23 protein-coding genes are annotated in these 22,495 nt (G+C 56.1%); 8 read left to right on the top strand and 15 right to left on the bottom strand.

Annotation, left to right across the window (positions count from 1 at the left end; all coding sequences use genetic code 11):
• Nucleotides 1-10 precede the first annotated feature (10 nt).
• Complete coding sequence (gene plsX / locus IPI58_00275) at nt 11-1,084, top strand: phosphate acyltransferase PlsX (protein QQR69980.1); 1,074 nt, start codon at nt 11-13, stop codon at nt 1,082-1,084.
• A gap of 23 nt (nt 1,085-1,107) precedes the next feature.
• Nucleotides 1,108-2,079: a ketoacyl-ACP synthase III gene (locus IPI58_00270; protein QQR69979.1), complete on the top strand. Its 972-nt coding sequence runs from the start codon at nt 1,108-1,110 to the stop codon at nt 2,077-2,079.
• A gap of 53 nt (nt 2,080-2,132) precedes the next feature.
• On the opposite strand, the gene IPI58_00265 is transcribed toward IPI58_00270, so the two are convergent.
• The 4 genes from IPI58_00265 to IPI58_00250 form a co-directional block, all read right to left on the bottom strand.
• The gene (locus IPI58_00265; protein ID QQR69163.1) at nt 2,133-2,291 is read right to left on the bottom strand and encodes a DUF3309 domain-containing protein; all 159 of its coding nucleotides are present in this window, start codon (nt 2,289-2,291) and stop codon (nt 2,133-2,135) included.
• Nucleotides 2,292-2,324: 33 nt separating this feature from the next.
• Entirely contained in the window at nt 2,325-2,627 is a 303-nt protein-coding gene (locus tag IPI58_00260; protein ID QQR69162.1) for a BON domain-containing protein, read from the bottom strand.
• A 114-nt stretch (nt 2,628-2,741) separates the two neighbouring features.
• The gene (locus tag IPI58_00255) at nt 2,742-2,930 is read right to left on the bottom strand and encodes a hypothetical protein (protein ID QQR69978.1); all 189 of its coding nucleotides are present in this window, start codon (nt 2,928-2,930) and stop codon (nt 2,742-2,744) included.
• Between the two features lie 450 nt (nt 2,931-3,380).
• The gene (locus IPI58_00250) at nt 3,381-3,644 is read right to left on the bottom strand and encodes a hypothetical protein (protein ID QQR69161.1); all 264 of its coding nucleotides are present in this window, start codon (nt 3,642-3,644) and stop codon (nt 3,381-3,383) included.
• 155 nt (nt 3,645-3,799) lie between these two features.
• Here IPI58_00250 and IPI58_00245 point away from each other — a divergent pair, with 155 nt between their 5' ends.
• On the top strand, nt 3,800-4,759 hold the full coding sequence (locus IPI58_00245) for an ABC transporter ATP-binding protein (protein QQR69160.1): 960 nt from the start codon (nt 3,800-3,802) through the stop codon (nt 4,757-4,759).
• A 162-nt stretch (nt 4,760-4,921) separates the two neighbouring features.
• On the opposite strand, the gene IPI58_00240 is transcribed toward IPI58_00245, so the two are convergent.
• The 4 genes from IPI58_00240 to IPI58_00225 form a co-directional block, all read right to left on the bottom strand.
• Nucleotides 4,922-5,578, bottom strand: a complete 657-nt coding sequence (locus tag IPI58_00240; protein QQR69159.1) for an adenylate kinase — start codon at nt 5,576-5,578, stop codon at nt 4,922-4,924.
• A 25-nt stretch (nt 5,579-5,603) separates the two neighbouring features.
• Nucleotides 5,604-6,956: a preprotein translocase subunit SecY gene (gene secY / locus IPI58_00235; GenBank protein QQR69158.1), complete on the bottom strand. Its 1,353-nt coding sequence runs from the start codon at nt 6,954-6,956 to the stop codon at nt 5,604-5,606.
• Nucleotides 6,957-7,055: 99 nt separating this feature from the next.
• Entirely contained in the window at nt 7,056-8,534 is a 1,479-nt protein-coding gene (locus tag IPI58_00230; protein QQR69157.1) for a hypothetical protein, read from the bottom strand.
• Between the two features lie 122 nt (nt 8,535-8,656).
• Nucleotides 8,657-10,363: a L,D-transpeptidase family protein gene (locus tag IPI58_00225; GenBank protein ID QQR69156.1), complete on the bottom strand. Its 1,707-nt coding sequence runs from the start codon at nt 10,361-10,363 to the stop codon at nt 8,657-8,659.
• A gap of 237 nt (nt 10,364-10,600) precedes the next feature.
• On the opposite strand from IPI58_00225, the gene IPI58_00220 reads away from it, so the two are divergent.
• From IPI58_00220 to IPI58_00210, 3 genes are read left to right on the top strand one after another with little or no spacing between them, the layout of a single operon-like run.
• Nucleotides 10,601-12,193 (top strand): hypothetical protein, encoded by a 1,593-nt coding sequence (locus tag IPI58_00220; GenBank protein QQR69155.1) that lies wholly within the window; start codon nt 10,601-10,603, stop codon nt 12,191-12,193.
• Nucleotides 12,190-13,476, top strand: coding sequence for a hypothetical protein (locus IPI58_00215; protein ID QQR69154.1), 1,287 nt, complete (start codon nt 12,190-12,192; stop codon nt 13,474-13,476). The genes IPI58_00220 and IPI58_00215 overlap by 4 nt, the downstream gene beginning before the upstream one ends.
• Nucleotides 13,477-13,504: 28 nt before the next feature.
• Nucleotides 13,505-14,128, top strand: a complete 624-nt coding sequence (locus IPI58_00210; GenBank protein QQR69977.1) for a TIGR00730 family Rossman fold protein — start codon at nt 13,505-13,507, stop codon at nt 14,126-14,128.
• Here the strand turns inward: IPI58_00210 and IPI58_00205 are convergent.
• Together IPI58_00205 and IPI58_00200 are read right to left on the bottom strand one after the other, a co-directional pair.
• Nucleotides 14,125-15,360 carry a CCA tRNA nucleotidyltransferase gene (locus IPI58_00205; protein QQR69153.1) on the bottom strand — a complete coding sequence of 412 codons (1,236 nt, stop codon included), beginning with the start codon at nt 15,358-15,360 and terminating at the stop codon, nt 14,125-14,127. The genes IPI58_00210 and IPI58_00205 overlap by 4 nt on opposite strands.
• A 2-nt stretch (nt 15,361-15,362) precedes the next feature.
• A complete protein-coding gene (locus IPI58_00200; GenBank protein QQR69152.1) occupies nt 15,363-16,772 on the bottom strand; it encodes a two-component sensor histidine kinase in 1,410 nt (469 codons plus the stop codon).
• Nucleotides 16,773-16,921: 149 nt separating this feature from the next.
• Between IPI58_00200 and ispH the strand changes: the two genes are divergently transcribed.
• Together ispH and hpnH are read left to right on the top strand one after the other, a co-directional pair.
• On the top strand, nt 16,922-17,884 hold the full coding sequence (gene ispH, locus IPI58_00195) for a 4-hydroxy-3-methylbut-2-enyl diphosphate reductase (GenBank protein QQR69151.1): 963 nt from the start codon (nt 16,922-16,924) through the stop codon (nt 17,882-17,884).
• Nucleotides 17,885-17,922: 38 nt separating this feature from the next.
• Nucleotides 17,923-19,110 (top strand): adenosyl-hopene transferase HpnH, encoded by a 1,188-nt coding sequence (gene hpnH, locus IPI58_00190; GenBank protein QQR69150.1) that lies wholly within the window; start codon nt 17,923-17,925, stop codon nt 19,108-19,110.
• 159 nt (nt 19,111-19,269) lie between these two features.
• Here hpnH and IPI58_00185 read toward each other — a convergent pair whose 3' ends face one another.
• The 5 genes from IPI58_00185 to rbfA are packed head-to-tail and all read right to left on the bottom strand — an operon-like array spanning nt 19,270 to nt 22,465.
• Nucleotides 19,270-19,848, bottom strand: a complete 579-nt coding sequence (locus tag IPI58_00185; protein QQR69149.1) for an NUDIX domain-containing protein — start codon at nt 19,846-19,848, stop codon at nt 19,270-19,272.
• Nucleotides 19,848-20,117 (bottom strand): 30S ribosomal protein S15, encoded by a 270-nt coding sequence (gene rpsO / locus IPI58_00180; protein ID QQR69148.1) that lies wholly within the window; start codon nt 20,115-20,117, stop codon nt 19,848-19,850. The genes IPI58_00185 and rpsO overlap by 1 nt, the downstream gene beginning before the upstream one ends.
• A 15-nt stretch (nt 20,118-20,132) precedes the next feature.
• Nucleotides 20,133-21,053, bottom strand: a complete 921-nt coding sequence (truB, locus tag IPI58_00175) for a tRNA pseudouridine(55) synthase TruB (protein ID QQR69147.1) — start codon at nt 21,051-21,053, stop codon at nt 20,133-20,135.
• A 9-nt stretch (nt 21,054-21,062) separates the two neighbouring features.
• Nucleotides 21,063-22,031, bottom strand: a complete 969-nt coding sequence (locus IPI58_00170) for a DHH family phosphoesterase (GenBank protein QQR69146.1) — start codon at nt 22,029-22,031, stop codon at nt 21,063-21,065.
• A 44-nt stretch (nt 22,032-22,075) separates the two neighbouring features.
• Entirely contained in the window at nt 22,076-22,465 is a 390-nt protein-coding gene (gene rbfA, locus IPI58_00165) for a 30S ribosome-binding factor RbfA (protein ID QQR69145.1), read from the bottom strand.
• Nucleotides 22,466-22,495 lie beyond the last annotated feature (30 nt).

The raw sequence follows: 22,495 nt of genomic DNA, 5'->3' as shown, positions 1-22,495 counted from the left end.
CTTGGATGCCATGGGGGGCGACCGTGCCCCCGATATGGTGTTGGCAGGCGCAGCCCTGGCGCATGAGCGCCAGCCTTATCTGCGATTCCTGATCTTCGGTGACGAAGCGCGTATTAAGCCCCTTTTAAAGGGATCTGAGGCGTTTTGCGCCGCCTGCACCATCCGTCATACCGACCAGGCCATCGCCTCTGGAATGAAGCCGTCCATGGCTTTGCGACAAGGACGGCAATCCAGCATGCGCCTGGCATTGGATGCCGTGGCGGCAGGCGAGGCGGCGGGAGCCGTTTCGGCGGGGAATACCGGTGCGTTGATGGCTCTGGCCAAATTCTCGCTTAAAACCCTGCCCGGCATTGATCGACCGGCCATTGCCACCTTTCTGCCCACGCGGCAAAAAGGCGATGTGGTGATCCTGGACCTTGGCGCCAATCTGGTCTGCGGCGCGGATAATCTGGTACAATTCGCACTGATGGGTGCCATTTTCTCGCGCTTGGTTTTGGGCGTGGAAAAGCCGCGTATCGCCGTCTTAAACGTGGGTACCGAGGAAATGAAGGGGCATGAGGAATTGCGCACGGCGGCCGCCGACTTGCGCGCCCGCGCCTCCTTGCCGGGCGAATTTGTCGGCTTCATCGAAGGCGACGGCATCGCGGTGGGCGACGCCGATGTGGTGGTCACGGATGGCTTTACCGGCAATGTCCTGCTCAAAGCCATCGAGGGCACGTCCAAGCTCTATTCCGAATTCCTGCGTCAGACTTTCCGTTCGTCCTTGACGGCCAAGCTGGGCTATTTCCTGGCGCGTCGCGCCTTTGCCCGACTGCGCGCGCGGGTGGACCCGCGCCGCTATAACGGGGCCATGTTGCTGGGCCTTGGCGGCGTGTGCGTGAAAAGCCACGGCGGCACGGACGCTTTCGGTTTTGCCAACGCCATCGGCGTGGCCGCCGATCTATGCGAAGGCGGCTTTAACAGCCTGATCGCGCATGAGGTAGACAAGCACCACAATGGACAAAACGTAGAGGCGAACGCCGCCGCATCGGTCGCCGCCAATGGCGACGATACAAGCGACACCCTCAGGGCCAACGCTTCGTGAATTTCGTCGCCTCTTCAGGGCCCATATCCGTTATCGCCGGCTGGGGCCACGCCCTCCCCGATTCGTGCGTAAGCAACCAAGAACTGATGCGCCGGGGGGTGGAAACGGACGATGAATGGATCGTCACGCGCACCGGCATTCGTCAGCGTTATATGGCAGCCGAGGGCGAGATGACCTCGCATCTGGCCGCTCGAGCGGCTCGGGCCGCCCTGGCCAAGGCCGGACGTTCGTCCGCCGATGTGGACGCCATCATCTTGGCCACCGCCACGCCCGATAATACATTCCCGGCCACCGCCGCCCGGGTCCAGGCTTTGCTGGGCATGGAAGGCGGCTTTGCCTTTGACGTGCAGGCGGTCTGTTCGGGCTTTGTCTATGCCCTGTCACTGGCCGACAACTTCATTCGTCTGGGTCAGGCACGCCGCGTGCTGGTGATCGGGGCCGAGGTGTTTTCGCGTCTGCTGGACTGGCAGGATCGCGGTACCTGCGTGTTGTTTGGCGACGGCGCAGGCGCAGTGCTTCTGGAAGCCCAGGACCATGCCGCAACGGAGGCCAAACCGCGCGGCATTCTTTCCACCCATCTGCACAGCGATGGACGCGGTTATGACCTGCTGCGCGCCGATGGCGGGCCTGGCAGCACGGGAACGGCGGGACATGTGCGCATGCAAGGACGCGAGGTCTTTCGCCACGCCGTCACCCGCATGGGCGAGGTGATCGAAGAGACCCTCGCGGCACACGGCCTGACGGGCGAATCCCTAGATTGGCTGGTGCCGCATCAAGCCAATCGCCGCATCATCGAAACTCTGGCAGAGCGCCTTGGGCTGCCGATGGATCGCGTGGTGGTCACCATCGATCAGCACGCCAATTGCTCGGCCGCCTCCATTCCCTTGGCTCTGACCGTCGCCGCCGAAGATGGCCGGCTTCAGCCCGGGCAATTGGTGATGCTGGTGGCCATGGGCGCGGGCTTCACCTGGGGATCCGCGCTGCTGCGGTGGTAGGAAAACAGGGAATCGTCGGATTTCGTCAGCCCATCATGTGACGTTAGCTCGGGCTATATTCGCCCCAGCAAAAGCAACACAAGGATGACGATAAGGACAAGACCCAAGCCGCTGCTGGGATAATATCCCCAATTTCTGCTATGTGGCCAGGTGGGTAAAACGCCGATCAGCATCAGCAGCAGGATAAGGATCAGAATGCTTCCAAGACTCATAGCAACCTCCCTTGAGTGAGACTCCGCACGACGTTAGCGGACGATCAGGTTGTTCTTAACGCTCTGGACGCCAGATACGTTGCGCGCGAGTTCTCCCGCCCTGACCTTGATTTGCGGAGAATCGACAAAGCCGCTGAGTTGAACGACGTTCTGCATCGTCTCAACGCCGATTTGCTTCATCCCCAATTCGTTGATGATGGATGCCTTCACTTTTGTTGAGATGGTCGCATCGTCAACATATTCGCCAGCCGTCTCCCGCCCGGCCACCGCAGCGCATCCCGCCGCAGAGACGCTCAGGGTGAAGGCCAACAAAAGATTTCGCCAAAGGCGTGTCATTCGCATGTCGCATCCTCTCTTTGTGTTCCATGAGCATCGAGCGTTCAGTGCAAGAAATCCTGAACCTTTATCGAAGCCGCTTGGTCATACGGCCTCGATAAAGGAACTTTTTTATTAGATATGGCGGCCCTTCAGTAAGGCATCGACATCACGCTGAGCGACCACTCGATCCATGTGATATTTGGCCGAGAGCTGGGCAATAAGATCATCCTTGCCCTTGATCGCCGACAGCTCAGGTTCAGAAAACTTGTCCCATTTCGTCCCGATTTCCTTCATGATCGCCTGCTTGTCACCGGCGGCCATTTCGGGTTTCACAGGGGTGCTGGCGGAAGCCACATTCGGGCTGGATTCTGCATTTGTCATAGTTCACCTCATCGAATAAAGAATATGCCTGCTTGAACGAAAATCGTCCGAGTAAACAGAAATGTAATATGAATGTTTTATAAAACAATGCCCCCACGATAATATAATCATTACTATGATAATACGATGGCATTCATAAGAATTACATATAAATAACAATACATATGAAGTTATCTATGATATCAATACAATTACATTGAGATCATAGATAGAGAAAATTCAAATTTTTGCTCATCGAGATTCTATACAGATACGAGGATCGAGGATGAAACAACGCTTCATCTCTCTCCGATTCCGCCGCAGATGGCAGATTCGTCTCGGGCAATTGGTGATGTGGTCGCCTTGGGTGCGGACCTAAATGGGTATCCGCGCTGTTGCGGTAGTAGACCGTCAGCGGCAATCTTTCCGACACGATTGCAAGGACCGATCGCATACCGCGCCGCCGCTCATGCTGGGCAGGTTTTCGGTACGGCGGCCACTGGCGCCGGCATCCATACACACGCCATAAGAACGGTCACATGCGGCCATACATTCACCGACCGGGCCGCGCGCGCCAGCTGCGCGTTCGCGAGGCGTTTCGGATTCCGCGCCGCCGAATGTGACGCAGGCCGACAGCATCACCGCCGCCGCCAGAAAAAGACCGGTGCGAGCCATGTGAACTGCCTTCATATCCGTGCCCCTTGGTTGGTGTTCTCGCGTCTAACCTAGCGCATGCCTGCCACATCGCCCAGCCCATTTTTCTGGCGCATCCCTGACGCTTGCGTCATGATACGCAGGTCCAAGCAAGCTCGTATCCCAGGACAAAACTGATGACCTTTCCAACCGATAGCTCCCCTGCCCTGCTTTTGCGCGGTCTGCGCAAAACCTACCCGCCACGTGGCCGCGCGCACGCCAAGGAAGCCTTATGCGGCATTGATCTGGAAGTCCCGCAAGGCAGTCTGTTTGCTTTGCTTGGTCCCAACGGCGCGGGCAAATCTACCTTGATCAATATCTTGGCCGGCCTGGTTCGCAAGACATCAGGCACCGCCCATATCTGCGGCTATGAAGTGTCCAAGAACCCGCGTCAGGCTCGGCGCAGCATCGGCGTGGTACCGCAAGAACTGGTTCTGGACCCGTTCTTCTCACCGCGCGAGATTCTGGAAATGCAGGCCGGGCTTTACGGCGTGCCGAAAAACCAAAGGCGAACATTGGAACTGCTGGATATTTTCGGCCTATCCGACAAGCTTCCCGATGCTTCCCGCTCGCTTTCGGGCGGCATGCGACGGCGGTTGATGGTGGCCAAGGCCCTGGTGCATAACCCACCCGTCCTTGTTCTGGACGAACCCACGGCTGGAGTGGATGTCGAGCTACGCCAAACCCTATGGGCCTATGTGCGCAAGCTGAACGCGCAAGGCACGACCGTGCTACTGACCACACATTATTTGGAAGAGGCCGAGGAGCTGTGCGACCACATCGCCATCATCAATCACGGCCATTTAGTAGCCTCGGAAAGCAAGGTCGATCTACTGCGCCGCTTGGACTCCAAGGAAGTGCGCCTGACCTTGGCCCAGGACATGGCGACCTTGCCACCCTCTTTGACCAAACTGGGCATGACGCAAGAATCGCCGCGCCAAATAACCCTGCGCTATCAGCCCAGCCGCCAGCCTATCGGCATTTTACTGGACGCCGTGCGCGCCGCCGGGATCGAGATCACCGACCTAACATCACGGGAATCGGATCTGGAAGACATCTTCCTCCAGCTAACAAGACGTGATCGAACGGCGGCATGACAATATCATTTGTGATTGAGATAAGGATTCTGCGATTCAGCATCAGCGTAAGCGACAGGTGATGGATACCCGCCTGCGAAAGCGGGAGTCCATCTCCTGCCCTGGCCGAAGGCGCTGGGGTTCAGAATAAAACTATAAGAAAACGATATGTATTCGTGATTCCTAGCAGGTCTTCACATCAATCGCCTGCATCAATTGGCGTGTCACCTCTTCGACAGAGGCGAGGCCATCGATGGTCTTGAGCAGTCCACTGTTTTCATAATACGCAAGAAGAGGCCGTGTCTGCTGGTTGAAAGCCGCCAAACGGACACGCATGGTGTCGGGATTGTCATCGCTGCGGCGCGTAAACTTGTCACTCCCACAGGAATCGCACACACCTGCCACCTTTGTCGGCATCAAGCGATCGTGATAGGTCTGGCCACATTGGGCACAGGAAAAGCGCCCTGAAATGCGGTCGATCAATATGTCATCGTTCACTTGCATATGCACCACGGCCCGCAAAGGTCGATCCATGTCGGCCAGCATCTCATCTAATATCTCGGCCTGCTGCTGCGTGCGAGGAAAGCCGTCAAAGATCACGCCGCGCGCGCAATCGTCCTCGTTTAGTCTTTCACGCAGAATTCCTACCGTCATGCCGTCGGGCACCAATTCGCCACGGCTTATAATAGCCTCTAATTCCTGCCCCAGTTCGTCGCTTATGGCCGCGCGCGCGCGAAGCAAAGCGCCCGTCGATATGGGCAACAATCCCAGGCGTTGCTGCAACAAGCCAGCTTGAGTTCCCTTGCCCGCGCCAGGCGGACCAAAGAGAATGATATCCATCACGCCCACCGACACGACCTAGACCCTAGTTCTTGTTGCCGCGCAGCTTGGCCTTTTTCAGCAAGCCTTCATATTGGTGCGCCAGTAGATGTGCGTGGATCTGCGCCACGGTGTCCATGGTCACCGATACGACGATCAACAGACTGGTGCCGCCGAAATAGAAAGGCAGCGTATTTTGCGCCGTCAATATCTCAGGCAACAGACACACCGCGGTCAGATAGGCCGCGCCCAGAACCGTCAGACGGGTCAGAACATAGTCGAAGTAGTCCATGGTGTTCTTGCCCGGACGGATGCCAGGAACAAAACCGCCATTCTTGCGCAGATTCTCGGCCGTCTCCTCGGGGTTAAACACGATCGCCGTGTAGAAGAACGAGAAGAACACGATCAAGAAAGCATAAGCCATCATGAACATAGGCTTGCCATGGCCGAAATAGGTCATGAACCATTGCGCCCATCCCGGCCCTTGATCTCCCCCCTGGCTAGAGAAACCGACCAAAGTCAACGGCAGCAGCAAAAGCGAGCTGGCGAAGATCGGGGGAATGACACCCGCCGTGTTCAGCTTGAGCGGCAGATGCGACGAGTCGCCGCCGAACATGCGCATACCGACTTGGCGTTTGGGATATTGCACCAAGATTCGGCGCTGCGCGCGTTCCATGAACACCACGAACGCCACCACAGCCACCACCAACAACAGCATAAAGACGATATACAGTCCCGATACTGCCCCCGTGCGTCCCAATTCCAACAGATTGGCAAAGGCCAAAGGCAGATTCGCGACAATGCCCGAAAAGATGATCAGCGAAATGCCGTTGCCAATGCCGCGCGCCGTAATCTGCTCACCCAGCCACATCAGAAACACCGTACCGCCCGTCAGCGTGATGACCGTGGTTAACCGGAAGAAGAAGCCAGGATCCATGACCACCGACACGCCAGCCGCATTCATTCCCTCAAGCCCCACAGCGATGCCATAGGCCTGCACCACGGCCAGAACGACGGTCAGATAGCGCGTGTATTGGTTCAGTTTCTTGCGGCCCGACTCGCCTTCCTTCTTCAAGGTTTCCAGCGTGGGCATCACCGCCGTCAAAAGCTGGATGATGATGGATGCCGAGATGTAAGGCATGATGTTCAAGGCAAAGATGGTCATGCGCCCCAAGGCACCGCCCGAGAACATGTCGAACATGCCCAAGATGCCGCCACGGTGCTGGGCGAATATCTGCGACAACACATTCGGATCAATACCCGGCGTGGGGATATAAGTGCCAAGGCGATAGATGACCAATGCGCCCAAGGTGAACCACAGACGCCTTTTCAGCTCCGTCGCCTTAGAAAACACGCCCCAGATATTGGCCGCAGCCAACTGCTCGGCAGGAGAAGCCATCACGCGCCCCACAACAGATGAAGGAATTCAAGACGGGTATTGATAGCAGATCAAGCCGCCTCCTGAAAGCGGATTGACGTGGGCAGATCGCCAGACGATTTATCCGAAACGATATGCTTGGCTTAGACGCGTGATAGCCGCCTTTAACCCGCCACGACTAGACTGTACCACGGTTGCATTCGGATCATATGGGGGTGTAGGAAGCCTTGGCAACAACAGCGGGTCACTGACCAGACTGTCATAATGCTGAGGGCCAAAGGCCTGGCGTATAAACGCTTGCTGACGATTGACGCTCAAAGCCACCACGCTACCCAAAACCTGGCGGGTGAATTCTTGCGGCCTGTCATGATGACGTAAGAACATCAGCATATGTTGGCGCTTGGAAAGAATCTGCATCATTCGGGCCGCCAATAGTTCCATATGGCTCTGAGGCTGGCCCCCTTCGACATGTTCATCCACACCCAGCCAATCGCGATTCATGGCTTCACGATTCCTGATTGGTAGACCACTGCCTTGAACACTACGGATGATCTGCGCCGCATAAGATGGATCATCGAAATGGATCACAATATCATCGACCCCGCGCTTGGGAGGTGCTTTCCCGGAAATATTACATTCCCAATTCAAAGCCGGATCCGTCTTGCACAGATTTTCCAATAAAGACGACACGCACTGGCTATTCTTGGCTAGATAATCCAAGGGATCATCGCAGTTCAGACTGAGGTAAAGCTTAAAACGCACCGCGCGCTGGCGACCGCCGATATTCATGCAATGGGTCGTCGTGCCATTTTGCAAGGCCGCACGCGCGAACGTTGCCACATCATCAAAGAAGGCTTTATGAAGCGACTTATTGCCCGGGATGGCCTCGGCGACGTGCTGAAACCAGGACATATTCAAAGCCGATGAGGCCGAAGCATCCAGATCATCCCTATTGTGAAAGGCATGTGCAAATGATCGAACCCAGTATGTGTATTTGACATCCTCTTCCGTGGGTAAAACTTCATGCTTATTTTGGTTCAATACGCTTAGGACTGCATCCACATAATGGCCATAATCTTTACTATCCTGCCCACGATCCCATGCCTGCATTCCCAGTAGAAACACCAACCCCTTTTGGGTCTTCACCCACATCTGACTGGGATTAGCAGGAGAATCAATGCGTTCATATAAAGGAAGCTGCTCGTCATCCATTCCAGGATAAAAAGGCTGTCCCTTAACGGCCAGGCTTCCATCTTCCAAACGATGAATGTTGTAATCTGTTAAAACGCCGCAAGGTACCTTTGGTGGCAAATCTGGAGAGAAATTGCTGACGGCGCATCCGGCCATCCTCTCTGGCGAAAGTAGCCTGACAATTTCGGGGGTAGGGATACCTTGAAGCGAATAAAGCGACCCTGAAGCCGTTGCTGCAATACCGATGGTCATGAGATCGCTTAGAGATGAGCGCAATGCTGAGCTGATTCCAATAACACCATCAGTTTGTTCAAAAACTAGAAAATGTGTGCAAGGGTCACGCTTTCTATGCACAACAGCCCATGATATAGGACGGCGCCTGTCGGTGCTAAAAAGTTCCGTGTCCATATCTCTACGAGGCTCCCACAACCAGGCAATTCATGACGGTAACATAACAATTATAAGGGCCTCTAGTGGCTCTACTCGATATTTTTTATTTTCATCCCATATCGCAATGTCTCTGAATCAGATTATGGGGTTTGTACCGGCAGCAACTGACTGACCTTGGTATCGGTCGGCTGAGACGGGACCGGAGGATCTAGGGCGTTGAGAGCCTTATTCAGTTTGGAGTCCCGACCATACACATCTGGCAGGACATGCAAAGCGCCCTGAGCATCCACAAGGGCCGTCCAGTACTGAATATGGATCGGCACTTTAACATCAAGTGAGAGGCGTTTGGTGCTTCCGGCCTCAATCAATTCGTCGATATGGGCCTGCGTTTCCTCCTGCTCTCCGCCTAGCAAGATGGCCGCCAATTCTTCCGGATCACGCAAACGCACGCACCCATGACTCAGCGTCCGCGCAGCGCGGGCGAATAAGTTACGCCCAGGGGTTCCATGCAGATACACTCCGAATGGGCTGACAAAATCAAACTTCACCCGGCCCAGACTGTTCCCAGCCCCTGGCCGTTGTTGCAACCCGCCATTTTCACGCCAGACATAGCCGTGGCGTTCCAGATAACCCTCGTCCTGGCTTAGTTTAGGCAGAATTTCCTTGCGCGCAATGGCAGGAGGTACATTCCAAGGAGGGTTGATGACAATCGTGTCGATGGCCGATGTCACAAAAGGCGTAGGAGAATGGCGGCGGCCCACGATCACCGGCAACTCCAAGCTTACTTTGCCCTCTTCTACCAATTGTAAGGTGGCGGATGCCGCATTGATGGCGACATACCGCATTCCCAGATCGCGTGGTTGCCAACGCCAGCGTTCCATATTCGCTTGTATCTGAGCGATACGATCACCTACGGGCACATTCAGCGCCGCCAAGGTAAATTTATCCACCTGTCCACTCACAGGTAACCCATGGCGTACTTGAAAACGACGAACGGCCGCTTCAACCGTGTCATCAAATATCTCTTCTGGTTTAACCTTGAGAGCCTCCGTGTTCTCAGACACCGCGATGGGCGGCGGCGGCACCAAATCGCCACCGGCCACCAAACGCGCGCGCAACTGGGCGACACGAGGATCGTGGCCATCCTTTTTGAGTGTGCCTCCTTCGGCTACCACACCCCACCCTCCCTGTAGCGCAAACTGACGATAGCTCCCCAACATATGCTGCAAGGCCATGTAAGAGGGGTTCGCTGGCGCAGCCTCGGATAAGAAAGTAGACAACGTCCCTTTATCCACTGCCTCGGCCAAACGCTCTGCGGCCGGATAGGCAGGTGGATCCACGCTCCATTCGTTGTTGTGCAGACGACGAGGGTTAATCTGTCCAACGCGCGCCTCAAGCGCATAGCGCAGGACCAAAGCCGTCAGCATGACATCGGCCCCCGCCAGATGACGGACATCTTTTATATCCCCCGCTAGCGTGTGCAAATTCTCAAAATTATACGGCCCCACACGCATGCCTTGGGCATAAACAGCCTCGCGTACCGAGGCTGCTAATTGACGCATGACAAGCATTTCCGCTGCATTGTTCTGCTTCAACCATGCCGGAGCAAAATTGCGTTTTTGATAGAAAGACGTGATCTCGTGCCGTAACAGATCGGACCACTGAGAAGGCAACCCTTCGCGCACTTGCTGTTCCAACACAGCACTCTCCGATTGAGCCATGGGAACGGCAGTATCCGCTGATACAGGAAGAGCGAAAGAAACACCCGCGATAGCCATAGAGGAGACCACCACGCCAAAGACCACAGCCCCCGCCGCGTCCAGTAAAGCCCAACGACGCCCCCGCATAGCCCGCCTCCTTTCTGTTTGAGACAAGCCTACGATCAAAGATATAAGATGAACCTAAGACGTTTCAATGCCGACACCATGCAGCCAGCCCAAGATTAAGTATGATTTCTGTTATTTTACTGCAATATAGCATTGCTAGCACATATGGAATAGTCTTCGAAAATTAACCAAATCTCAATGCAAATCTGTGAAAGCATGATCCTAGGCCGTGTTCACTCAGGCCAAAAGGAGACGGGCGTGTACTTACTCAAACCACATATTTTGGCATTAATGAGCCTGATGCTGGTTCTGATTTCATGCACCGGTACAGAACCCACGCAGACCTACGAGTCGAAGTTCCGCAAACCGGAAGCTGCCGTCGTGCCCACGAAGGAACAAAATGTGCGCGGAGCTGATAATCCTCCCGTTGTTACCTTGCAGATCGGCAAAGCGCTACGCGAACGCATGATGGATCGTGCGGATCGTCTGCCAGCAACGGCTGTGATCGGTTCCACCAACCTAAATTCCGTTCCCATCGCTGCAGCCCTGCAGGCTGTCTTAGCCGGAACCGACGTTTCGCTGTCCTGGCCTTCGGGTGAATTCAATGATCGCACCGTCACCATCTTCAACCTATCGGGCAACCTGCCTCATGTCGTGGACAAGATATGCCAAGCCGCCAAAGTCTATTGCAGCTATCGACAAGGAACATTGGAAATCAAAGACCGCGAGACTTTCATTATCGAGTTGCCGCCCGTAGCCGTAAACCCCGAATCATCGGGCAATGCGGTGAGCAACACCATTGCCGATGCCATCGGCAGTCTGACCGATAAAGAAGTCAAGGTGGACAGTGCAGGAGGCTATTTGATCTACACCGCCGATTCCGAACAGCAGCAGCGCGTGAAAGAATATCTAACCGAGCTGCGTCAGGGTCGCCCACTGGTGGTGCTGCAGCTTTATGTATGGGAAGTGGTGCTAGATGACAGCCGTCAACGCGGCATCAACTGGGACAACCTGAAGATCAAGGCATTCCAAACCTTTGGGGACGATACAGTGGCCTTGTCTGCCAGTTCAGCACTCAGCAAGGTCCAAAGTGGCGTCAATTTCGGCGCGGTCTTTGGGGGCAAGTTCAGTGCCGAATTCCTGGCCCAGTTCCTGGGCACGCAAGGCACCGTGCAGACCATCAGCAACCCTCAGATGACCTTCGTTTCCGGCTCGTCCGCCGAATTCAAGATTGGGGGCACACGTCACTACGTCTCACAAGTCGGTCAGTTGGTTACTAACTCCGTCTCGGGATCCAGCGGCTCAAATGTCGGTCAAAACACCGTACAAACGGATAAGGTGGAAACCGGCCTGACAATCAAAGCCAATGGCTCCTATGAAGGCGGCGTTGTCTTCGCCAGCCTTAATCTTAACCTGACCAATCTTGTGGCTTTGCGAGAAATCAGAAACGGCGAAACCACGTTGCAATTGCCTGAGACATCCGATCGAAAAATTAGCACGGTATTGCGCGTCCGTCCCGGCGACAATCTGGTTCTGGCCGGCATAACGTCCTCGCGCGATGAGTCGGGCCGGGACGGGTTGATGGCCCCGGTCCTGGGCGTCTTGCCCTTTCATGCCAACAACATCATTCAGAACAATGAAATGGTCATCCTGGTGCGGCCTTCGGTGGTGTTCTTCTCCGACGAGCAGCCTAAACTCGAAGAGGTCAGCCCGGTGGCACAGGAGATCAAGCCCGTGGCCGCATCCTCACCGCATTCCACGCAAAGCCTGGTTTCCGGGCAAAAGCTTCAAGATGGGTTTGCCAGCTCTTGGAGCCGTATCGAATCCGCTGCGGCCAGGAGATCCCTATGAACCTTAGCTACCTTATTGTTCTGGGTCTATCTGGACTGATCTTCATGACCACGGCACAGGCTGTACCGGCCAAAGAGCGTGATGCTGCGTTCGTAGCCCCGCGCAACAAGGGTAACTTTGACCCGCAATCTCTGCCCGTGCGCGCCGAGCCGACCCAAGTTGATATCGGAGAGACCAATCTGGGCGTAGCTCGTAACGCATCTTTGTTCTTCGTGAATTCGGGAACCGAGAAGGTCGAAATCAAAAGCGTCGATCTGCACAAAGACGGCAACATCAAAGCGACGATCATCAGCGACGATTGCACCAAGAACGGCTCATTGCCACCAGACGGCCGCTGCGTGATGGTTCTTGAGATCATACCCACCAATGGCGGTCCGTGGACGGCCGAAGTGCTGATGCACCACACGGGTCCTTCGCGTTTCGCGCGCGGTGAGGTTCTGGGCAATACGCTCAGCAGCAAGGCGTCAGATATACCCGGCTTAGCGCCCAGCTCCGTTTCGATTTCCCCCATTGATTTTGGCGATGTCGAAGTTAACATCGGCAAGGCCGTGCGCACGGCCTTGATGATCAATGGGGGGCAGGATCCCTTGGTAATCGAAAGCATCGACCTTGTCGCATCGGACCATGATTTGGCTCGCTTGGAAAGCGGTTGCAAGGTCAAGCAAGAATTGAAGTCGGGGCAATCCTGCCCCATCACCCTTGTTTGGCAACCCAGCAACCGCGGCAATGTGTCGACAGACCTTATCATTCAGCACACAGGCCAGCCTTCTTTCGTTGTGATGCCTGTGCGTGGCAAGTCTGCAGGAGCAAGCGACGACAGAAGCAGCTCATCCGGAAGCGACCGAGACAAAAGCAGTGGCAGAGACGACACCTCACTCACCTTGCCTTCCAAGAGCGGGACTGCCGGACCACTATCCATGCCTATCTCTACCGTCAGCGAGGTCGCTGACCATATTCCAGCCATATCATCAAGCCATATAGATCTGCCGCCCGCCGACATAGAACTGATTGGTATCATCAGCCAGCAGGCGATTATTCGTACCCCTCAAGGTCAAGTCCAGGTCGTTGGACGCGGCGGCGAATTCAATCTGGATGGGCGCAACTATCGAGTGACCGATGTCGGCAAGGATAAGGCGCTCGTGATGACCAATGGTAAGAATCTGGAGTTGTTCCTAAGAAGCGCCGTCGGCAAAGGTGGAGAATCATCCAAGTCATATCCATCCGACCAGTCGTCCTCTTCGACCTCGTCATCCAACACCGTCACCAAGAGCAGCAAAAAGTAGCCACAAGCACATGAATATGGGAGGAGGAATGCGCTCGGTCTGTGTGTATGCCTCCTCTTGTGACGGCCATATCCCTCAAATCCGCCAAGCCGCCGCCGATATGGGGCGCGCATTGGCCTTGAGGCAATTCGAACTGGTCTATGGCGGCGCGGCCATCGGCCTGATGGGCATCATGGCCGATGCGGCTTTGGCCGCAGGCGGACATGTGGTTGGGTATGTTCCGCTTGAAATTCGTGATAGCGAGCCGGTGCACCCGCATTTAAGAGAGATTCACGCCGTGTCCGGATTACAGGCGCGCAAGAGCCAGATGATGCAACGCGCCGATGCCTTCGTCGCCCTGCCCGGCGGCTTTGGTACCATGGACGAAATCTTGGAAGTTCTGACCGCGCGCCAGGTTTTGTTGCACAACAAGCCCATCGTCTTTTGGAATGTGAACGGTTATTGGGATCCCCTATTCGGGGTGTTCGATCACGTCATCACATGCGGTTTCGCGCATTCGACCCACAAAGAATTGTACAGCGTAGCCGACACGTTGGAAGAAGTGTTCCAGTCCATCACAAAACCGCAGCCCCATGTGATGGATCCGAGAATGGCCAAATGGAATGGCCGCGCGCGCGACGAATTCCTAGCAAAATTGAAGGAAAGAACCTAACGAGCCTTGATGATCTGCTCCATATGCTCCAGACATGCGGCGCGATCGGGTTGAAAATCCTGGCCTTGCCACCAGACGTCCATCTCTTGAATCACTTTGCCTAATTCTTGTCCCTGCGTCAGGCCCAGTCTTTGCGCGTCAAGACCATCATAGGGGCGTGGTGGGGTTTCCCAGACCGCGACTTCATCCATTGCCGCGCTGAGTTTTTCTCTGCCCTTGCCGTCCGCTGCCGCCAACAACATCTGACCTTGAGTCGCCGCGCGTCCTTGCCTGTCGATGCATCGATGCAAATCGGGCCATGACATATCGGCATGCGCCGGGGCCGTATCTTGGCAAACGGAGACCAGATAGCGCGTCTGTGCCCCTGAGAATTTCATCCGCAGCGCCAAAACCCGCACATCGCATGCAGGCGGCACCAATGCCGCCATGCGGAGCAAGGAAAGACATTGAATGTCATAGCCACGCGACACCTGGATCAAGGCGGCGAGCCTGTCGCAAGACACGATCTCGGGCAGGAAGTGCGCCAACACGCCCCGCTCATGCATCAACCGACAACACGGCAACGGGTCCGGCGCGGCCAATAAAGTCAGCCATTCCTTTGTGATGCGCTCGGCGGAGAGCCGAGGAATCAAATGCGCCAACTCGGCGCAGGCAAGAACGGATTCCGCGTCCGCATCGCCCTTGCCGTACCAGGCATGGAAGCGGAAGAAACGCAAAATGCGCAGCACGTCTTCCGTGATGCGTCCGCGCGGATCGCCCACAAAACACACCTTGCCATCATGCAGGTCCTGCAAACCACAGAAAGGATCATGCAGTCTTCCGTCACGGTCCAACGACATGGAGTTGATGGTCAAATCGCGCCGCGCAGCATCGGCCTCCCAGTCGGTCGTGAAGGCCACTTTGGCATGGCGACCGTCGGTCTCCACGTCATGGCGCAAGGTGGTGATCTCTACCGTTCCGCCGGACAAGACCACGCTGACCGTGCCATGCTGCAAACCCGTGGGAACCACGCGATAGCCGCGCTCCTTTAATACATTCATCACCCATGCGGGTTGGGCCGTGGTCGCCAAATCGACATCCCGAATAGGTCGTCCCAAAATGGCGTCCCGCACGCATCCACCCACGAATCGCGCCTGCTCTCCCAGCAATTCCAGCGCCACAATCAAAGGCAGGGCCTCTTGCATGGCGGGGTGACCCAGCCAATTCTTGGGATCGGGCCATGCTTCTTTCATGATTAGACCGGCAAGCGAAGCGTGGCGCGCAGTCCGCCCATGGGGCTCTCACCCAAGGTCACTTCGCCCCCATGACGCCGCGCGATATCGCGCGCGACGGTCAAGCCCAGACCAATGCCATTTCCATTGCCGTTACCGCCGCCATGTCGGGCCGGATCAAGACGCACGAAGGGCCGAAACACATCCTCGCGCTTCTCAGCAGGAATGCCGGGGCCGTCATCATCGATCATCACTTCCAACGTATCGCCCGCCGTCTGGTTCAGACGTTGCATCCCCACACGCACACGCCCCCCATAGCGCACCGCGTTCCCCAGCAGATTGCCCAGGCACCGACGCAGCGCGCGCGGCGGGGCCGTCAAACCGAACGGCTCCGCCGGTGCGCCCTGGCTCCACGCCACGTCGCCGCCTGTGCGGTTTTCTTGTTCGATCAGATCAGCCAATAGCTCCGCAAGATCGATATAAACGCGCGGCTCGTCCTCTTCATCGCGGGCGAAGGCCAGATATCCTTCGACCATCGCCTCCATCTCGCCAATGTCGCGCACCATGTCTTGAATTTCCTGGCTGTCAGGCAATAGCGCCAATTGCAGCCGCATCCGGGTCAAAGGGGTACGCAAATCATGCGACACCCCCGCCAGAAACGCCGTGCGCTGGGCCATCTGACGGCGCAACCTGTCGCGCATCAGCAAGAATGCCACGGCGGCGCGACGCACCTCTAATGCGCCCTCTGGACGATAGCCGGGGACGTCCCTGCCCTTGCCGAATTGCTCCACGACTTCGGCCAGGCGATGAATAGGCCGGATCTGATTTCGCATCATAAGAACGGCAATCGCACAAAGTCCCAACGAGCTTCCCAGCATCCATAAGATAAAAGCGTTGCTACTGGGCGTTACCAAGCGTTTAAGCGGCAAGGACATCATCAACGCCCCACCGCCGCGCAGCGCGACCTGCATGCGCAGCAGTTCGGGATCGGACTGCGAATCCACCCAAAAATCCCGCTCTTCCAATTTCCGCCGCATGGCCTGGGCCATCAGACGGCGCGTCAGAGAAGGCGTCAGATTGGGGGCCGGGTCCATCGCGCCTTCTGGCCGCAACTCGGCGCGTATCTCGGTGCCGTGATAGGACTCTTCCAAGAAGGCGGAAACCCTTAGAGGATCGCCCCGCTCCCGCTCGACGCCCTGCACGATCATCCAGGAATCGCCCGCAATGGCCGAAGCCAAGCGGCGCGTCACGGTTTCCCAATGCCCACTGAAGAAAGTATAGGTCGCCACGCCCTGCGCCAACACCACGGGCAGTATCACGATCAAGAGGACGCGACCAAACAGGCCGCGCGGGGTTAAATGCTTCAGACGGCGCAGCAAACTAATCCAGCCTTGCTGCACTTCCGCCCAGCTATCTTCCAATCGAGACGTCATGCCAGCAGTCTAAACGCTTGATGCCTCAATAGCATAGCCTTTCTCTGCCGATATATTACGGTTTAGCAAGAAATGACTTGGCATTTGGGGCAGTTAACGTCTATTCTGTCCCTCTTCCTATTCGTATCCCTGAGACGAGAAACTCGAACATGCACGTCATCCTTGCTCAGCCCCGTGGGTTCTGCGCCGGTGTGGAGCGCGCCATCGCCATTGTCGAAATGGCCTTGGACAAATTTGGCCCGCCCGTCTATGTACGGCACGAGATTGTTCATAACCGCCATGTGGTCGATCGGCTACGCGCCAAAGGCGCGATCTTTGTCGATCAATGCGATGAGATTCCCGCTGGTAGCGTCACGATCTTTAGCGCCCATGGCGTCTCGGATGCCGTGGTGGGAGAGGCGGATCAACGTGGCCTGGAAGTCTATGACGCCACCTGCCCCTTGGTGCAAAAGGTCCACCGCGAGGGTCAGTTATGGGTCAAGCAAGGACGCGAAGTCATCCTGATCGGCCATGAAGGCCACCCCGAGGTCGAAGGCACGCTGGGCCGCATTCACGGCAAGGTGCATTTGGTTTCGACGGTTCAGGACATCCAGAATCTGGAAGTCAGCGATCCCGAGAATTTGGCCTATGTCACCCAAACGACATTGAGCATGGATGATACCCGCGCCGTGGTGGAGGCCCTGTTCCAGCGTTTTCCCCATATCGTAGGCCCCGCCACGAAAGACATATGTTACGCCACGCAAAACCGGCAAAATGCCGTTCGCGCCATGGGCGAGCAGGTGAATGTGATGCTGGTGGTCGGCGCGCCCAACAGTTCCAATTCGAACCGCCTGCGTGAATTGGCGGCGGAAGCGCATGGCATCCCCTCATATCTTGTCGAGGACAAGAACCAGTTGAAGCCAGAATGGATCAAGGGCCATCAGAAGGTAGGAGTCACCGCAGGCGCTTCGGCTCCCGAAGACTTGGTGCAAGGCGTGGTGGATGAGCTGCGTCGCCTGGCCGAATCTTGGGGCGAAAGCTTTGAAGTCTCGGTGTTGGATGGAATTGAGGAGAATGTTCACTTCAATCTACCCACCGCGTTGACCAAGGCCGAACACCGACGCGCCGCCTAAGCACCTGTCCGATAACGACCGTAAAAAAGGAATCTCCTATGTCCGTACCGTTGCGCCAAAGCCTGGATATCGGCTCTTACATCATGGGCCAAAAACTGAAAGGCAATCGGCGCTATCCGCTGGTGCTGATGTTGGAGCCTCTGTTCCGTTGCAATTTGGCTTGTTCAGGATGCGGCAAGATCGACTATCCCGATGCCATCCTCAATCAGCGTCTGTCGGTGCAAGAATGTCTGGACGCGGTGGACGAATGCGGCGCGCCCGTGGTCTCCATCCCCGGCGGCGAGCCTTTGCTGCATCACGAAATGCCCGAGATCGTGGCCGGGATCGTGGCGCGTAAAAAATATGTCTATCTGTGCACCAACGCCCTGTTGATGCAAAAGAAGTTAAATGAATTCAAGCCCTCGCCCTATTTGACCTTCTCCGTCCATCTGGACGGCTTAAAGGAAGAGCATGACCGCTCGGTCTGCCAAGACGGCGTCTATGATCGCGCCGTGGTAGCGATCAAGGAAGCCAAGGCGCGGGGTTTCCGCGTCAACGTCAATTGCACGCTTTTCAACAACGCGAATCCTGATCGCGTGGCGGCTTTCTTTGACACGGCCATGGACGAGCTGAAGGTGGACGCCATCACCGTCTCGCCCGGCTATGCCTATGAGCGCGCGCCCAGCCAACAGCATTTCCTGAGCCGCCAAGCAACCAAGGACTTGTTCCGCGCCATCTTTAAGAAGGGCCAGGACAGACAAAAAGCCGGCAAAAAGCGTTGGGGATTCAGCCAAAGCAGCCTGTTCCTGGATTTCCTGACGGGGAACCAGTCGTACCACTGCACGCCTTGGGGCAATCCCACACGCAACATCTTTGGCTGGCAGCGTCCTTGCTATCTGCTGGGCGAAGGCTTTGCCAAGAGCTTTAAGGAGCTGATGGAAACGACCGAATGGGACAAATACGGCACCGGCAATTACGAGAAATGCGCCAATTGCATGATGCATTGCGGCTATGAGCCGACCGCCGCTGACGATGCCTTCAGCCACCCGATCAAAACTTTGCTGGTCGCCCTGCGCGGCCCGCGTGTGGACGGCCCGATGACGCCGGAAATCTCGTTGGAACACCAACGCCCGGCGGAATACGTCTTCGACTCGAACGTCCAAAAAACCCTGACCCAGCTGCACGAAGAAGGCAAAACCAAGCTGGACAAGACGGCACTGGACGCAAAGCGAGTCAGCGCGGCTTAAAGACTGAGGCAGTTAACTCTGGATCACGGCCTCCCCTAACTATGATCGACGGCACTATCTCGTGCATGGCGCGGGAGCATTGACACAGCGCAGACGTTAAAAAGTCCTGGCACGCTTCCCTTGCTCTCTTGTCCTCGACCAGAGAGCAAGGGAAGAAGATCACGCCACGTCTTCCCAACCCGCCTGAAGCTTGGCAAAACGTCGGCGATGGGGTGGTATGGTCCTATCACAGGCATCTTGTACGGGAAGCCACGCCAAATCGTCGGATTCATCGCTGATTTTCAAAGGGAATGAATCCTCCGCCTCAAAGGCGAAACATATATCGAAATGCAGATGTGAAGGCTCGCGCCCATAGCGCGATATGCGTTCGGGCACCAGGCCGACATTGACGTCCCAAAGCCGCCCACCACGCAAAGGCATAAGAATAGCCTGACTCAGGCCGGTTTCTTCCTCGGCTTCGCGCAAGGCCCCGGCACATAGATCGGCATCACCATCGGCATGACCGCCTGGAGACATCCAATTCCCGGAAACGCCATGCACCAACATCAACGCATGGCTGCGCACCGGATTGACAATCAAGGCGTCAGCCACGCAATGCGCCAACAGATTGCTGCGATCGAACGGATTGTCGCTCGACCGCAGAAAATCCACCAACTGACGACAGTTCAAAGCCTCAGACTCGTCAAAAGGCCGGTAGGATTCCAAAAAATCCAACCAGCCTTTGATCGTCTTGGCCATTATTTGCGGATACCCAATTTCTTGATCAACGCCTCGTAACGCCCGGCATCCACGCCCTTCAGGTAATCCAGAAGGCTGCGACGATGGCCCACCATCTTCAGCAGCCCTTGGCGCGAATGGTGGTCTTTGCGGTGCGTCTTGAAATGCTCGTCCAGGCCGTTGATACGCTCGGTCAACAAAGCCACCTGAATCTCCGGCGAACCGGTATCGCCCGCGACCCGGGCATTGTCTTTAATCAGCTCTTGCTTGCGCTCGGCAGATAGCGACATCGTGATGTCTCCTTTTCATTCGTCTGTGTGAGTGAATACGCGATCCGGCCACCACGCGCCTTGCCGGTATTCCAGCAAGGCCACGGGACTTTCCGCGACGCCGCGAGCCAAGGCCTTTTGACCTTCGTCGCCCACGGGCAGCCCTTGAGCATGGACGCCCATCAGGGGCTGTCCGTGCCGCAAGCACTGAGTCTGTTCCTCCGTCACGGATAGCGCCAGGATGTCGTCCAGCACACTATCCAAAGGCAAAAGAGCAGAACACGCGCGCTCTTTGTGCACCAAATCCGCCAAACTTTCCAGCCCTATTGCAGTTTCAACGCCGAAAATGCCGCAGCGCAGACGGCGCAAGGCCGCCACATAGCCGCAAGTGCCCAGCGCTATGGCCAAATCCCGCGCCAAAGACCGAATATAGGTGCCCTTGCTGCAATCCACCTCGAAGCAGGCGGTGTCCGGATCGGGGATATCCTTGACCTCAAACCGACGAATAACCACCTGCCTGGGAACCATCTGCACGTCTTCACCTGCCCGCGCCCTGGCATAGGCCGGACGGCCACCTTGCTTAATAGCTGAATAAATGGGCGGAACCTGTTGAATATCGCCAATAAATTGTACCATAGCCGCATGGATTTGTTCGGGCGAAGGACGCATATCGCTGCGGGCGATAACCTCCCCTTCGGCATCATCCGTGCTGCGCGCCTCGCCCCAACGGATGGTGAAGGCATAGGTCTTGTCATAGGATTCGGTAAAGGGAATGGTGCGCGTGGCCTGCCCCAGGGCAATGGGCAAAACGCCGCTGGCCAGGGGATCTAACGTCCCGGCATAGCCGGCCTTACGCTGTCCCAACAAACGCTTTACCCGCCCCATGGCCTGTGTCGAGCTAAGGCCCAAGGGTTTATCGAGAATGAGCCAGCCGTTAGGCATAAATTCTAACCCCATGCACAGAGTTTAAGATGCGCGTGCGCTGTGATGGTCGGCATCGTGTTTATCCAACCTCTGCGCGGCTTCCTTGATAATCTCTTTGCGCAACCAGAGACGCGATGTCTGGTATAGACATGCCCCCAATTGCTTTCCGGGAAGGAGGTCACGAATAAACGCCATTGTTTGGACGGAGTCAGCATAAATATAATTTACACCTTTCTCAATACTGACAATATTCGCCAGTCCTGGACCGACATTGCTTAACATATGCATGATCATCTGACCAAATTCCGGCGATGTTAATGCTTGGGCGTCCCACAGCTCAATTTGGCCCATCCAGAAATCGGAGCTTCCCAGCTTCACGATCTTTTGGTCTTGCAAAAGAGCCTTGACGGGATCGGCGGCAATATGCTGCCCAACCTCTGTAAAAAACCGCTCTTTCCATTCATGGCCAGCGCCTATTCGCGCGGCGAGTGCCGCATAGGCTTGTTCGTCTCTGATCGTTGAGCCCTGACTCTTGAAATTCAGGGAATTCGATAAGATCGCCGCCATCAGCATTTGAATGGCGGCCTCGGATAAATGACTCTCGCCGTTTTGCTCTCTAATCCGTTCCCAAACCAGAGTCGCGCATGCCCCGATGGGTTCAATCGTGGCCTTCACGCTTTTTTCTGCCAGCCAATATTCTTCGTGGCCGTAATGATGATCGAATATCTCTGCAATGCCACTGGCTTTGACAATCGGATCAAAATAATCCGGATTGGACACATCCATAACGACAAATTTCAAATGCGCTTCTGTGGGAACCCAATCGCTGCCCCGAATCCTTGCACCTTGTAGCTGTCTAATCATCGGCGGCACCGTAGCGTTCACCTGTGGAGTGAACACCACCTGCGAACGCTGTCCGCTTCCCAGCAAGAATTCGTTATACGCCTCGGCACAGGCCAATGCGTCAATATCAATATGTCCGCTGCCACTAGTTACGACATAGGTCATCATTCTATACTTTCGATCCTGAACCAGCCGTGAAGCACGGACAGCGCTTATTCCTTATCGGGGTCGGCGGAAGGCTCCAGATCGCGTGCCACATGGGGATCACGCAATAGGCGTTCGACCACATCGGCCTGGCCGTAACTGTCGTCCGCCTTGAATTTGAGAGTTGGCACATAACGCAATTCGATCTCACTGGCCAAAATATGGCGGCAGGCGGGGGCCATGTCGTTCAAGGCGCGCACCGTCTCTTTCACTTTCTCGCCGCCCAGAGGCATCACAAAGACTAGGGCAGCTCGCAAATCAGGGCTGATGCGCACCTCGCTAATGGTCACGGGAGTTTCGCTGACGCCCTCAGGCCAGGACACATCGCCCTGCTGCAGCATGCGGGACAAGGAATGGCGCACCATCTCGCCCACGCGCAATTGCCTTTGGCTGGCCACGGACAAATACTCCTTATGATCGAATTGAGG

The sequence above is a fragment of the Alphaproteobacteria bacterium genome (genome assembly GCA_016699305.1).
In the GTDB taxonomy this organism is placed as follows: Bacteria; Pseudomonadota; Alphaproteobacteria.
Note: the sequence above shows the minus strand (reverse complement) of the source record. Positions and strands in the feature narration are given on the sequence as shown.